This is a genomic window from Pseudomonas sp. TE3552, assembly GCF_056278945.1.
Map to the genome: position 1 here is coordinate 5,381,165 of NZ_JBWBQJ010000001.1, position 12,915 is coordinate 5,394,079.

Consider the following 12,915-nt stretch of genomic DNA (forward strand, 5'->3'; position numbering starts at 1 on the left):
GAACTTTTTTCTAACCCCGCTTCAAATACGCCTTCCCATAATGCCGCTCCATCCGCGCCTGAATCAGCTCCAGTCCAATCGACATCAGCCAATAAATAATCGCCGCGGTCGTGAGCATCTCGATATAGCGATAGCTCGAGCGCCCGTACGATTGGGCCAGGAACATCACTTCCCAAACCCCCATCACCGAGATCAGTGACGAGTCTTTGAGCATGGAGATGAATTGGTTGGTGGTGGGCGGGATGATGGTGCGCATGGCCTGGGGCAGGGTGACGCGCCAGAAAATCACGGTTTCGCGCATGCCCAGGGCCAGCGACGCTTCGCGTTGGCCGTGGGGGACGCCGAGGATGCCGGCGCGGAAGATTTCGCTCAGGTAGGCGCCGTAGTTCAGCGACAAGGCGATGATGCCAGCGGCGATGGCGCCTGGCACGACGCCGAGTTGTGGCAGGCCGAGGTAGATCAGCAGGATCTGGATCAGCAGCGGCGTGCCGCGAAAGAACGAGGCATAGAAGCTTGCAATACCGAACGCCACGGCGCTTTTCGATAGCCGAGCCAGGGCAGTGATGAAGCCCAGCAGCGATGACGCCACGATCGAACACAGGCACAAAAACAGCGTCAGCGCCGCGCCTTGCAGAAAACCGTTGGGCGCCAGGTGCAAGCCGATCAGGTTCGGCAGCTTGTCGAGGATGATCGAGAACTTCAGGTCGAAGCTCAGGAAGAAACTGGCGAACAAGCCGAACATTGCTGTCCAGGTCAGGTACAGCCGTGTGCGGAATCCGAAGATCCGTTGCAGCAACGACTCAGCCACCGGTTGCGGTGGCTGAGGAGGTTTGGGGAAAGAAGTCATTTACTGATGTCGGCGCCGATCCATTTTTGCGACAGCTTGCTCAAGGTGCCGTCCTGTTTCAACTGGGCAAACACATCGCGCACTTTGGCGTCCCACTGAGCATCGCCTTTTTCGATGGCCACCGAGTTCGGCTCCGAGTACAGCGGCTCGCCTGCCAGTTTGAAGCGCTGGTCTTCGTTCAGGCGCGGTTGCGCAGTGACAAGGTTGGTGAGGATCGCGTCCAGGCGCACGCCGGCGCCCAGGCCCAAATCCTGGAATGCGACGTTGTCGGTGTCATACGGGGCGATCTGCACATTCTCGAATGGGTACTGCAATTGGGTGTCTTCGGCGCCTTCGATCACCAGGTTTTTGTTGAGGTAGCTTTCATAGCTGGAAGCACTGGTAAGGCCAACTTTCTTGCCGCTCAGGTCCTTGGCACCGTGAATGCTATCGTTTTTGGCATTGACCACGATCACGGCTGGGGAAGCGTAATACTCGACCGGGAAATCGAAGACTTCGGCGCGGGCCTTGCTCGGGGTCATGGAGCAGATGCAGATGTCGTAACGCCCGCTCCAGCGCCCGGCGGCGATCACATCCCAGGACGGCGTTTCGAGGCGCAGCTTGACGCCCAGCTTGTTCGCCACGGCCTTGGCCACATCGACGTCGAAACCGTCGAGCTGATTCTGATCATTGAGGAACGAGAACGGTGGATAGCTTTCCATCAACACGCCCACCAGTTCTTTCTTTTGCTCGATGCGATCCAGAGTGGCGCCCGCAAAGGCTTGGGTAGAGGCAGCTAAAATCGTCAGGCCCAGGGCCAGCAGTGGTTGAAATTTCACAGTTGATCCCTGAAAAAAAGAGGTTGTTATTAACCGGGTGGTGCGTATTAAATAGTTATAAGAAAGACTCTGATAGTGAGTTATTTTCATAAGCTTATGAGTGAAAAGAATATGGGCGCAGACAGCACGATAATTCTGGATGGCGGCATGGGTCGTGAGCTGCAACGCCGAGGGGCGCCGTTCAGGCAGCCCGAGTGGTCGGCACTGGCTTTGAGCGAAGCGCCGCAAGCGGTGGAGGCGGTGCACGCGGCTTATATCGAAAGCGGCGCCAACGTGATCACCAGCAACAGCTATGCGGTAGTGCCGTTCCATATTGGCGAAGAGCGTTTTGCCGCTGAAGGCCAAGCCCTCGCGGCATTGGCCGGTGAGCTGGCGCGGCGTGCAGTCGATGCGGCAGGCAAACCAGTGCGCGTGGCCGGGTCATTGCCGCCGTTGTTCGGCTCCTATCGTCCCGATTTGTTCGATGCTGCCCGAGTGACTGAACTGTTGACGCCTCTGGTCAATGGCCTGGCGCCGCATGTCGACCTGTGGCTGGCCGAAACCCAGAGTTCGATCGTCGAGGCGCGGGCGATCCATGCGGGTCTGCCGAAAGACGGCAAGCCGTTCTGGCTGTCGTTTACCTTGAAGGATGAAGACACCGACGAAGTGCCGCGTTTGCGTTCCGGTGAACCTGTGGCCGAGGCTGCCGCAGTGGCGGCTGAGTTGGGCGTCGAGACTTTGCTGTTCAACTGCAGCCAGCCAGAAGTGATCGGCGCGGCGATTGATGCGGCCCGGGAAACCTTCGAACGCTTGGGGGTGAAGATTCACATTGGCGCGTACGCCAATGCCTTCCCGCCGCAACCGAAAGAGGCCACGGCCAATGACGGTCTGGACCCGTTGCGCGACGATCTCGACCCGCCGGGTTACCTGCAATGGGCAGCTGATTGGCAGAAGCGTGGGGCCAGCCATTTGGGTGGGTGCTGCGGGATCGGGCCGGAGCATATTGCGGTGCTGGCCCAAAAACTGGCGTGACGCCAATCGCGAGCAGGCTCGCTCCCACAATAGATCTTCAGTGAACACGTATATTGTGTTCGACAACGATCCAATGTGGGAGCGAGCCTGCTCGCGATAGCGTCCGTCAGGGCGCCGAAGATTACCCGCGACACTCCACCAACGTTTTCACCTGCCCCGAATCCGTCTGGTTTTCATCGCTAAGCCACCGCTCGAACCCCGCGCCAATCGCCGGCCATTCCGAATCCAGAATCGAATACCACGCCGTGTCACGGTTCTGACCCTTGACCACCATGTGCTGGCGGAACACCCCTTCAAAACTGAACCCCAACCGCTGCGCTGCATACTTGGAACGGGCATTGCCGTTGTTGCATTTCCATTCCAGGCGCCGGTAACCCAAGGCAAAAGATTCCCTGGCCAGCAGGTAAACCGCCTCGGTACTTTTCGGGGAACGCTGCATCGCTGCGCCGAAGGTCACATGGCCGATCTCGATGCGGCCCTGAGCAGGGACAATCGACATCAGGCTGAGGATGCCCTGGACGTCGCCGCTGGCACGGTCGATCACCGTGAAGAAATACGGATCGCTGTTGGCCGCGTGGTTGTTCAGCCAATCGTTGAAAGCGCTGCGCTCCGGGAAAGGCCCATAAGGCAAATAGTCCCAGAGTTTCGGATCCGCGCCCGGGCCTTCCAGGGCTTCCCACAAACCGTCGGCGTGACGCGCGGGGTCAAGTTTTTCCAGGCGAATGAAACGCCCTTCGATCAGTTGGACCGAAGGCGGTGGAACGCCTTTCCAGTCGGCGAGTGAAGTCGGCATGCTGCTCTCCTTGAACCTTAAAGGGCTTTGCGAAACTGGATGAAACCGGGGCGCTCGGCGATGCGCTCATAGAGCTGGATCGCGGTGGCGTTGGTTTCATGGGTCAGCCAATGGACCTTGCAGCACCCATCGGCCTTGGCTGTGGTGTAGACGAATTCGATCAGTTGCCGACCGACGCCGGTGCCGCGGGTTTCTGGCGTCACCAGCAAGTCTTGCAGATAGCAGGAGTTTTCGATGCTCCAGTTCGAGCGGTGATAAATGAAATGCACCATGCCCACCGCTTTGCCATCGGCCCAGGCCAGCGCCGCGTGGGTCGGTTCGCTCGGGTCGAGCAGGCGTTGCCAAGTACTTCGGGTCACCACCTCGGGCAGTTCGGTGTTGTAGAAGCGCAAGTAGGCTTGCCACAGCGGCAGCCAGGCCGCGTGATCGTCGGCGGTGACCTGGCGGATGTCGATCTGACTCATGTTCGTTCCTTAACGCATCAAGTGGGCGAGGGCCTGGTCGTGCACATCAGGGCTGGCGGCCAACCCCTCGCGCACACCGGCGATGTCTGCGGCATTACGGTTCTGGCTGAGCTTGCGTTTGCCCTCCAGCCGCTGGATCGGCAAGGCAAAACCGACGATGGCCTTGAGCATGCCGTCGATGTAGTTGGCAGGGGCGTCGGCGACCTTCCACGGCTGGGCGCGACCGGCTTCATGGCGATCGGTCAATGCGCTGACCAGATCGCGCAGGCGATCGGCATCGGTGAACACTTCGCCAGTGCCATAAGCGTGTACGGCTACGTAGTTCCAGGTCGGCACCACTTTGCCGTGCTCCGCTTTGCCCGGATAAAACCCTGGACTCACATAAGCGTCGGCACCGGCAAATATCACCAGCGCTTCAGCGCCGTTCTGCAATTCCTTCCATTGCGCATTGGCCTTGGCGAAGTGGCCGTAGAGGGTTCCATTGGGGCCATGGTCGACATTCAGCAACAGCGGCAAATGACTGGCTTGCAGGCCTTGCTCACCGTGGGTGACCAAAACGCCAAGACGGGCGCCGAGGATGTGCTGATGCAGCTCATTCAAATCATTGATGGCGAAATTGCTGGGCGTATACATGGAAATATTCCTTGGCGAATGCCTGCATCCTAGGCAGGCTATTGGTCTGTTGTAAGAGCCATTAATGACCAATTTCATAGGTCCATTACCATGTCGAACACGCCGTTTCCCTCGTCGTTCAACCCGGCGGGTATCGAACTCGACCGTCGTCAAGGCCTGAGTCGTCAGCTCTATCAAACGCTGCGGGTGCGAGTGCTCGACGGACGACTGGCCAGCGGCACACGACTGCCAGCCAGTCGCGATCTGGCGGCGGCGTTATCGATTTCCCGTAACAGCGTGGTCCGTGCCTACGATCAGCTTTACGCTGAGGGCTTCATCGAGGGGCGTGTTGGCGACGGGACTTATGTCGCGCAGTTGCCTCAAGCTGCGATGTCAGTGAAAAAATTATCCACAAAAGTATCCACAGGGTTTTCAACAGGGTTACCCACAGCTTTATCCACAAATTGGCTGGATTTACCTGTGGTTTCATCCAGTAAAGTTATCCACAGCGGTGCTTTGAGCCGGGTTGAAAAGAACCATTTGACCTTGCCTCCCAGTGGTCCGCCTCGGGCATTTCGTGTCGGCGTTCCAGCCTTCGATCTGTTTCCTTTCGAGGTCTGGGCCAAGCTGAATGCGGCTTTCTGGCGTAAGCCGGATTTAGAGCAACTGTGTTACGGCGACCCAGCGGGTGATGCGCGATTACGTGGGTTAATTGCTGCGTATTTGCGCAGTTCGCGGGGCATGCAGTGCTCGGCTGAGCAAATAGTGATCACCAGTGGCGCACAACAGGGGATTAGCCTTTGTGCACAGTTGCTGGTGGAGCCTGGCGATGGGGTGGGCATTGAAAATCCGGGGTATCGAGCGGCGGGTCATGCGTTCGCTGTAGCCGGCGCGCGATTGCACGGGATAGCGGTGGACAGTGAGGGCATTGATTGCACCGAATTGGCGGGGCTCAGCGATTGTCGATTGGCTTACGTCACGCCGTCGCATCAGTACCCGACCGGGGTGGTCATGAGTCTGGCGCGACGTCTTGAATTGTTGGCCTGGGCCGAACGCACCCAAGGGTGGATCGTCGAGGACGACTACGATGGCGAATACCGTTACAGCGGCGCACCGCTGGCGCCGTTGGCTGCACTGGATCGACAGGGGCGGGTGCTGTATGTCGGAACCTTCGGCAAGGTCGCATTCCCGGCGTTAAGACTGGGTTACCTGGTGTTGCCGCCCGGATTGGTTGAGGCGTTCTCCCAGCGTCGTGCGGTGGACGTACGGCACTCGGAGGTCAGCACCCAGGCGGTAATGGCCGAGTTCATGGCCGCCGGGCATTTCCAGCGGCATATCCGACGTATGCGCCGCGCTGCGTTGAGTCGGCGTAACGTGTTGCTCAATGGCTGGCCTGTGGATATCCCGGGCGTCGGTAAGCTGCCCAGTGTGGCGGCCGGTTTGCACCTGACGGTACGTGTCGACAGCGTGACTCGTGAGCGCGAATTGATTGAACAAGCCACCAGCGTCGGGGTGGAGATCAATGGTTTGAGCAGTTATTGGCTGCCAGACACGACGCTTCCCGAGGACCAGCGAGCGGGGCTGGTCCTGGGGTTCGCCGCAGTGCCAGAGACGGCTATCGAATCGGCACTGGCGAGGCTCAAAGAGATCTGGCGCCCGGTGTGAGTCGCGCCGCCCGGATCAGGTGCCGGACTTGATCTTGGTCCAGGCCCGGGTCCGCGCCCGTTCGGCATCGCGAGGCAGCGGTTGCAGGGTGTAAAGCGTGCTCATCGCCGCTTCGGTCGGGTACAGGTTCGGGTTGTTGCGGATCGCCGGGTCGACCATTTCCGTGGCGTCCTTGTTCGGGTTCGGGTAGCCGACGAAGTCGCTGACCGGTGCAATGACCTGAGGTTGCAGCAGGTAGTTGATGAAGGTGTAGGCGTCTTGCGGGTTCTTCGCGCCTTTGGGGATCGCGAGCATGTCGAACCAGATCGGTGCGCCTTCTTTGGGCAGGCGCATATCGACGATCACGCCGTTCTTGGCTTCCTTGGCGCGGTTGGCGGCCTGGGAGAAGCTGCCGGAGTAACCGACCGCGACGCAGATGTCACCATTGGCGATGTCGGCCATGTACTTGGAGGAGTGGAAGTAGGTGATGTACGGACGGATCTTCATCAGCAGCGCTTCAGCCTTGGCGTAGTCCGCCGGCTTCTTGCTGTTGGGGTCCAGGCCCAGGTGTTGCAGGGCCAGCGGCAGGATCTCCGAGGGTGAGTCGAGCAGGGCCACGCCGCACTGCTTGAGCTTGCTGATGTTTTCTTCCTTGAAAATCAGGTCCCAGCTGTCCACCGGAGCGTTGTCGCCCAGCGCGGCTTTGACCTTGTCCGGGTTGAAGCCGATCAGAATGGTCCCGTACATGTACGGCACGGCAAATTTATTGCCGGGGTCGTTGGCTTCGATCAGCTTCATCAGCTTGGGATCGAGATGGTTCCAGTTTGGCAGTTGGCTGCGGTCCACTGGCTGGAACACGCCGGCTTCGATCTGCTTGGCGAGGAATACGTTGGACGGCACCACCACGTCGTAGCCGGAGTTGCCGGTCAGCAGCTTGGCTTCCAGTGCTTCGTTGGTGTCGAAAATGTCGTAGACCAGTTTGGTCTGGGTGTTCTGAGCCTTGAAATCTTCCAGCGCTTTGGGGGTGATGTAGTCGAACCAGTTGTACACCCGCAAAGTGCGCTCTTCGGCGTGAACGACACCACTGAATACGGTGGCGCATAGCACTGGAGCGATAAGACGCTTGAGTCGGTTCATTGTTCTAATTCCTCATTGGGCGCTTTCAAAACCTTCGAGAACATTCACGGCATTGATACCGATTTCTTCTACCGCGTAACCACCTTCCATCACGAACAGCGTCGGTTTGCCGAGGCCCGCGATGCGCGCGCCCATCGCCAGGTAATCCGGGCTGTCGAGTTTGAATTGGGAAATCGGGTCGTCCTTGAACGTATCGACGCCCAGCGATACGACAACGATGTCGGCGCCGTACGTTTCGATCTCTTTGCAGGCTTGTTCCAGTGCGGCGCTCCAACTGTCCCAGCCTGAACCGGCGGGCAACGGGTAGTTGAAGTTGAACCCTTCGCCTGCGCCTTCACCGCGTTCGTCTTCGTAGCCGAGGAAGAACGGAAACTCGGCTTCCGGATGGCCATGGATCGAGGTAAACAGCACGTCGCTGCGTTCGTAGAAAATCGATTGCGTGCCGTTGCCGTGGTGGTAGTCGACGTCGAGGATCGCGACCTTTTTGTGGCCCTGATCGAGGAATGCCTGGGCGGCGATGGCTGCGTTGTTGAGGTAGCAATAACCGCCCATCAAATCGCTGGCGGCATGGTGTCCCGGTGGACGGCACAGAGCGAAGGCACTGCGGGCACCGCGCTGGATCGCTGCTTGAGCGGTTAACGCCACTTGCGCCGCGCTATACGCCGCTTGCCATGTGCCGGCGGTAATCGGTGCGCCGCCGTCGAAGCTGTAATAGCCGAGCTGGCCGTGCAGGCTGGTGGGCATGATTCGGCGCAGGGTGCGGGCCGGCCACGTGTAGGGCAGCAAGTCACCGTCGGTATTGAATTCGGTCCAGCGCGCCCACGCTCCTTTGAAGAAGTCGAGGTAGTCGCGGCTGTGGATGCGCTCGATCGGCCCGAGACCGAAATCCTGCGGCGCCTCGACCGGGCCCAGATCGCGGGACTGTACGCGTGCCAGCACATGGTCAGCCCGTGAGGGCATTTCGAAGCAGGGCATCAGTTGCCCGTCCATCAATTCACAACGGCCGTGGTGCAGGTGGTGATCGTTCGAGTAGATTGTCAGCATTCTTGTTCTCCGCAGGCTGATTCGGTTGCACACAGTCTTGCGGCGGGCGGCGTTTGGGAGAACGGCAGGAAAGGCCAAAAGGGGATCGATATGGCCAAAAGGTTTGACCGAAATTCGCCCCTCTGTGGCGAGGGAGCTTGCTCCCGTTGGTCTGCGTAGCAGCCCCGAACCGGGCTCTTTCATTCAAATAGCGGTTGCCGGTTTTACGACTGCTGCGCAGCCGAGCGGGAGCAAGCTCCCTCGCCACAGGGGTATGTTTGGGCCGGGGATATGTGTCCATCATGTCCGCGGTCCAAACAGGATGGATTAGGGCCGGAACTGGCTCGGCGCCACGCCACTCCAGCGCACAAACGCATGCCGGAAGCTCGCGGTTTCGCTGAACCCCAGTGCTTCGGCGATTTGATAGATCGGCAGTTGATCCTCGCAGAGCATTCGTTTGGCCTGCTCGAATCGCAGTTCATCGAGCAGTTCCTGATAGCTGCACCCAAGGTCTTTCAGATGTCGGCGCAGTGTGCGCGCCGAGCAGTTCAGCTGTTCGGCCAGCCCCTCCAGGCCCGGCGCCGCGCTCAGTTGCGCGGCGAGCAATTGGCGGATGCGCCCGAGCCAGGCCTGCCGCCCGGTGAACTCGGTATTCTGCTTGCGACAGCGCTCGGCCATGGCCTGATGAGTGATGGCGTCGGCCAGAGGCAGGGGTTGTTCGAGCCAGCGTTTGTCGAAGGCAAAGGCATTGGACGCAGCGTCAAACAGCAAGGGACAGTCGAAACGCTCGGTGTAGCGTGCCTGATAATCCGGTGCCGGGTATTCGAAGCGGGCACCGAGCAGCGGCAGAGAGTGGCCAAGCAAGTCTTCGCAAGTGACTTTCATCGAGACCAGGCAGAACTCGACATTGAACGGCGCCAGCGCGGGATTTTCCCGATAGTCGCCCGCGGTGAGCCAGATGCGCCCATCCTCTTCTTCCAGGCTCAATTCGAACAGTGTTCCCAATAACGCCGGATAGTGCAGCGCCAACCGTAGGGCGTCACCTAAAGTGGCGCTGGTGAGTAGGGCGTACCCGAGCATGCCATAGGAAGAAACATGCATCCGCCGACCCAACTCCAGGCCAATATCCCGCTTGAGCGCGACAGCGTTGGCGCAGACCTGCATTTCCTGGTTGGTGGTGATGCGCGTGTCCGCCCGGCTCAGATCCGCTGCGCTGATGCCGCTGCCGGCCAGCAATGCCTCGCTGGACAGGCCTTCAGCCTTGAAGGTGTTCAGCACCAGGGAGACGGCGTTGAGGGTGGTGAGGTGGGAGTGGAGCATGGGTGCTTCCGGCGTTGGGCATGCCGGAAGGGGAGCAAGTTACATGCCGGTTATGACCAACATACAAGGAGCGAGGCTTGCCCGCGAAGGCGTCCTCAAGTGCGCCAAAAGCTTCGCGGGCAAGCCTCGCTCAAGGTCTGGTGTTGTGTCAGATGAGTTCGCCGCACAGGTCGAGCTCAACCAGCCGTCGAACTTCAGTGGTCTCAAGCCCTGCGCCGAGTAGCGCATGCAACTTGCCGAACGCCGCCTCGCGAGTCATGCCGCCACCGGACAACACACCGGCGTCACGCAAGCGGCTGCCCGCCTCGTACACGTCGAGCTGCACACCACCTTCATGACATTGTGTGACCGCGACCACCACCACACCTTTATCCCGCGCCCGCCCCAGGCTGGCGAGAAACTCGGGGTTGTCGCTTGGGCCGGTACCGCTGCCATAACATTCCAGCACCAGACCCTGAATACCGCTGTTGAGCAGGCCATCCAGTTGATCGGCACCGATGCCGGGGAACAGCGGCAGCACCGCGACCTTCGCCAGCTGTTTAGGCTGGTTGTAGTTCAACCGCTCAGGTATCGAGGAAGCTTTCACACCACCACCCTGGCGTTCCAGCCGTTTGAACGGATGACGGCCGAAGCTGCGAACCTTGGCGCAACGGGTCGGGTCGAGCAGTTCTCCGTGGAAGCACAGATGAACACCCGGTGCCAAGCCTTGGCCAAGGGCAACCAGCGCGCCGCTGAGGTTTTCCCAGGCATCGCTGTCGGTCACGCCGGCCGGCAGCATGGAGCCGGTGAACACCACGCGGGCATGCAGGCCGAGTAACTGAAAGCTCATGGCCGCAGCGCTGTAGGCCAGGGTGTCGGTGCCATGCAGGATCAACACGCTGTCGCAGCCCTGGACATCAACGGCATCGACCACCGCTTCACGCAGTTGCTGCCAGTAGGCGGGCGTCATGTTGGCGCTGTCGATCAGCGGCGACATCTCGCGAAAGCGCCACTGCGGTACCACCAGTTCGGGTTGGCTGTGCAGATACTCACGCATCCGCGCTTCGAAACCGGACGCCGGGGCCAGCCCGTGGGCACTGGCTTGCATACCGATGGTGCCGCCGGTGTAGAGCACCATGACGTGCTGGGCAGCAGGAAAAGTCGAGGAATTCATGGAGGTTCTCCGAAAACTGTGGGAGCGGGCTTGCTCGCGAAGGCTGCGATGCGGTCTTGCAGGCTTGAACCCTGAACGGCAGCATCAAAAAAGCTGCCACAACATACGACCGAGCATGACGCCGGTCGCAAGCTGTGTCACGCCGGGCGCAGGGGATGCGCCCGGTTTTTTACCGATCAGCGTTGCGCTGCGGTCACGCCTTGCGGCTCGGCGGCGGCCGTAGGAGCGGCGGCTGTCGGATTGGCTGGCCAGGCTTTCAGGTCCAGGTCCAGATCCGGGAACTTGCTCGAATCGAATACCGGGGTCTTGATACCGGCAGCACGCTGGTCATCGTAGTCGCGCAGGATGCGCATGCCGACCTTGAACAGCAGGAACAGCGCGATCAGGTTCACGAACGCCAGCAGGGTCATGGTGATGTCGGCGAACGCGAACACTGTGCTCAGGTTCTCGATGGCACCCCAGAAGATCAGTACCAGTACCAGCGCGCGGTAGCCGATCAGCGCCTTGCGGTTTTCGCCGATCATGAAGCGCAGGTTGCTCTCGCCCAGGTAGTAGTTGTAGAGGATCGATGTGAACACAAACAACGCCAGGGCCACGGAGATGAACATCCGGCCCCAGTCACCGACTACGGCAGCCAGGGAGTTCTGGGTCAGGGCAATGCCGTCGCCTTCGAAACCCGGGGTATAGAAGCCCGACAGCAGGATCAGCAATGCGGTGCAAGTGCAGATCACGAAGGTGTCGAGGAACACGCTGAACGCCTGAACCACGCCTTGCGAGACCGGGTGCTCGACCGAGGCCACAGCGGCCACGTTCGGCGCACTGCCCAGGCCCGCTTCGTTGGCGAACACGCCGCGCTTCACGCCCATGACGATGGCGCTGCCGATCAGGCCGCCGAACGCCTGGTCCAGACCGAAGGCGCTTTTGACGATGGTCATCAACATGCCTGGAACGTGGTCGAACTGCAGCACGATCACGTAGATGGTCACGCCGATGTACACCAGGGTTTTCACCGGTACCAGCAGGTCAGCGACCTTGGCGATCCGCTTGATACCACCGATGAACACCAGACCCAGCAATACCGCCAGGCCAAGGCCGGTGTACGTGGTGTCGAGGCCGAAGGCATTGTTCAGCGAATGGGTTACGGCGTGGGCTTGCAGGCCGTTGAAGGCAAAGCCAAAGGTGATCAGCAGCAGGAACGCCATGATCATGCCCAACCAGCGTTTCTGCAGGCCGTGCTGAATGTAAAAGGACGGGCCGCCACGGAACTGGCCTTCGGAGTCGCAGCGCTTATAGAGCTGGCCGAGGGAGCATTCGAAGAAGCTGCTGGACATGCCGACCAGCGCGGTCACCCACATCCAGAACACCGCACCGGGGCCACCAAGGGTCACGGCGATGCCGACACCAGCGATGTTGCCCGCACCGACGCGGCCGGCGAGGCTGAGCATCAGGGCCTGGAAGGAACTGAGCTGGCCAGCGCTGCTTTTGAGGCTGTCACGGAACACCGCGAACATGTGAAAGAAATGGCGGAACTGGACGAAACGCGAGCGGATCGTGAAGTAGCTACCGAGCCCGACAATGAGCACGATCAGTACTTTCCCTGAGAGGAAGTCGTTGATGACTTCGAGCATGGATTATTCCTCGCTATTTTTTGTGTGTGCAGATAATGGTGGACCGACACATCGCGTTACACCGGCTTGCGCGTGGCACAACAAGTGGATCGAGGTTCGTTCCGGTTCCATATCGCGGGTTTTATTAGTTCGGGTTTCGCATGGGTTTGGGTCTCGTTATCGACGACCGCTCACGCGAAGAGGGCCGGCACTATACATAGGAGAGTGCCTTCCGTCTGCACGGTTGTGGTGCAAGCGATGAAACGAGAGCGCTGCAAAATCAAAAAATCGCAGCCTTCGGTAGCCTCTACAGAGGGTCTCAAACCCGGTAGGAGCTGCCGAAGGCTGCGATCTTGGCGGAACTGAAAGCATTCAGCATATTCGAAAATCCGCAAAAGGGTTAAAAAAAAGGGCTTGAGGGAATAAATCCCCAAGCCCTCAAAAGGTGAGAGGTGTCTAGTCCCTCGACCTGGTGAGCGTGCTCTC

The 12,915-nt window shown here is 59.8% G+C and carries 12 protein-coding genes; 2 read left to right on the top strand and 10 right to left on the bottom strand.

All coding sequences use genetic code 11. From position 1 onward, the window contains the following. Positions 1 to 10: 10 nt before the first annotated feature. The gene (locus ACZ9BB_RS24285; protein ID WP_476216928.1) at positions 11 to 847 is read right to left on the bottom strand and encodes an amino acid ABC transporter permease; all 837 of its coding nucleotides are present in this window, start codon (positions 845 to 847) and stop codon (positions 11 to 13) included. After that, positions 844 to 1,665 (bottom strand): ABC transporter substrate-binding protein, encoded by an 822-nt coding sequence (locus tag ACZ9BB_RS24290; protein ID WP_476216930.1) that lies wholly within the window; start codon positions 1,663 to 1,665, stop codon positions 844 to 846. Before ACZ9BB_RS24290 ends, ACZ9BB_RS24285 begins: the two co-directional genes overlap by 4 nt. A 111-nt stretch (positions 1,666 to 1,776) precedes the next feature. On the opposite strand from ACZ9BB_RS24290, the gene ACZ9BB_RS24295 reads away from it, so the two are divergent. Further along, positions 1,777 to 2,676, top strand: a complete 900-nt coding sequence (locus ACZ9BB_RS24295; protein ID WP_476216932.1) for a homocysteine S-methyltransferase family protein — start codon at positions 1,777 to 1,779, stop codon at positions 2,674 to 2,676. Between the two features lie 121 nt (positions 2,677 to 2,797). On the opposite strand, the gene ACZ9BB_RS24300 is transcribed toward ACZ9BB_RS24295, so the two are convergent. The 3 genes from ACZ9BB_RS24300 to ACZ9BB_RS24310 are packed head-to-tail and all read right to left on the bottom strand — an operon-like array spanning position 2,798 to position 4,566. Continuing rightward, positions 2,798 to 3,469: a GNAT family N-acetyltransferase gene (locus ACZ9BB_RS24300; protein ID WP_476216934.1), complete on the bottom strand. Its 672-nt coding sequence runs from the start codon at positions 3,467 to 3,469 to the stop codon at positions 2,798 to 2,800. A gap of 17 nt (positions 3,470 to 3,486) precedes the next feature. Next, positions 3,487 to 3,933 (bottom strand): N-acetyltransferase family protein, encoded by a 447-nt coding sequence (locus tag ACZ9BB_RS24305; RefSeq protein WP_476216936.1) that lies wholly within the window; start codon positions 3,931 to 3,933, stop codon positions 3,487 to 3,489. Between the two features lie 9 nt (positions 3,934 to 3,942). Beyond that, positions 3,943 to 4,566, bottom strand: coding sequence for an FMN-binding negative transcriptional regulator (locus ACZ9BB_RS24310; protein ID WP_476216938.1), 624 nt, complete (start codon positions 4,564 to 4,566; stop codon positions 3,943 to 3,945). 90 nt (positions 4,567 to 4,656) lie between these two features. On the opposite strand from ACZ9BB_RS24310, the gene pdxR reads away from it, so the two are divergent. Next, positions 4,657 to 6,210 (top strand): MocR-like pyridoxine biosynthesis transcription factor PdxR, encoded by a 1,554-nt coding sequence (pdxR, locus tag ACZ9BB_RS24315; RefSeq protein ID WP_476216940.1) that lies wholly within the window; start codon positions 4,657 to 4,659, stop codon positions 6,208 to 6,210. Between the two features lie 15 nt (positions 6,211 to 6,225). Here pdxR and ACZ9BB_RS24320 read toward each other — a convergent pair whose 3' ends face one another. The 5 genes from ACZ9BB_RS24320 to ACZ9BB_RS24340 form a co-directional block, all read right to left on the bottom strand. Continuing rightward, positions 6,226 to 7,326, bottom strand: coding sequence for a polyamine ABC transporter substrate-binding protein (locus ACZ9BB_RS24320; RefSeq protein WP_476216942.1), 1,101 nt, complete (start codon positions 7,324 to 7,326; stop codon positions 6,226 to 6,228). Between the two features lie 12 nt (positions 7,327 to 7,338). After that, the gene (locus ACZ9BB_RS24325) at positions 7,339 to 8,370 is read right to left on the bottom strand and encodes a histone deacetylase family protein (protein ID WP_476216944.1); all 1,032 of its coding nucleotides are present in this window, start codon (positions 8,368 to 8,370) and stop codon (positions 7,339 to 7,341) included. Between the two features lie 306 nt (positions 8,371 to 8,676). Beyond that, positions 8,677 to 9,669, bottom strand: a complete 993-nt coding sequence (locus ACZ9BB_RS24330) for an AraC family transcriptional regulator (RefSeq protein ID WP_476216946.1) — start codon at positions 9,667 to 9,669, stop codon at positions 8,677 to 8,679. A 148-nt stretch (positions 9,670 to 9,817) separates the two neighbouring features. Continuing rightward, positions 9,818 to 10,822 carry an asparaginase gene (locus ACZ9BB_RS24335; protein ID WP_476216948.1) on the bottom strand — a complete coding sequence of 335 codons (1,005 nt, stop codon included), beginning with the start codon at positions 10,820 to 10,822 and terminating at the stop codon, positions 9,818 to 9,820. Between the two features lie 176 nt (positions 10,823 to 10,998). Then, positions 10,999 to 12,450 (bottom strand): alanine/glycine:cation symporter family protein, encoded by a 1,452-nt coding sequence (locus ACZ9BB_RS24340; RefSeq protein WP_476216950.1) that lies wholly within the window; start codon positions 12,448 to 12,450, stop codon positions 10,999 to 11,001. Positions 12,451 to 12,915: the final 465 nt, after the last annotated feature.

What these genes read in the sequence shown, in the direction of transcription:
- ACZ9BB_RS24285 (WP_476216928.1), bottom strand. Translation starts at nt 847, where the DNA reads ATGACTTCTTTCCCCAAACCTCCTCAGCCACCGCAACCGGTGGCTGAG.
- ACZ9BB_RS24295 (WP_476216932.1), top strand. Translation starts at nt 1,777, where the DNA reads ATGGGCGCAGACAGCACGATAATTCTGGATGGCGGCATGGGTCGTGAG.
- ACZ9BB_RS24300 (WP_476216934.1), bottom strand. Translation starts at nt 3,469, where the DNA reads ATGCCGACTTCACTCGCCGACTGGAAAGGCGTTCCACCGCCTTCGGTC.
- ACZ9BB_RS24305 (WP_476216936.1), bottom strand. Translation starts at nt 3,933, where the DNA reads ATGAGTCAGATCGACATCCGCCAGGTCACCGCCGACGATCACGCGGCC.
- ACZ9BB_RS24310 (WP_476216938.1), bottom strand. Translation starts at nt 4,566, where the DNA reads ATGTATACGCCCAGCAATTTCGCCATCAATGATTTGAATGAGCTGCAT.
- pdxR (WP_476216940.1), top strand. Translation starts at nt 4,657, where the DNA reads ATGTCGAACACGCCGTTTCCCTCGTCGTTCAACCCGGCGGGTATCGAA.
- ACZ9BB_RS24320 (WP_476216942.1), bottom strand. Translation starts at nt 7,326, where the DNA reads ATGAACCGACTCAAGCGTCTTATCGCTCCAGTGCTATGCGCCACCGTA.
- ACZ9BB_RS24325 (WP_476216944.1), bottom strand. Translation starts at nt 8,370, where the DNA reads ATGCTGACAATCTACTCGAACGATCACCACCTGCACCACGGCCGTTGT.
- ACZ9BB_RS24330 (WP_476216946.1), bottom strand. Translation starts at nt 9,669, where the DNA reads ATGCTCCACTCCCACCTCACCACCCTCAACGCCGTCTCCCTGGTGCTG.
- ACZ9BB_RS24335 (WP_476216948.1), bottom strand. Translation starts at nt 10,822, where the DNA reads ATGAATTCCTCGACTTTTCCTGCTGCCCAGCACGTCATGGTGCTCTAC.
- ACZ9BB_RS24340 (WP_476216950.1), bottom strand. Translation starts at nt 12,450, where the DNA reads ATGCTCGAAGTCATCAACGACTTCCTCTCAGGGAAAGTACTGATCGTG.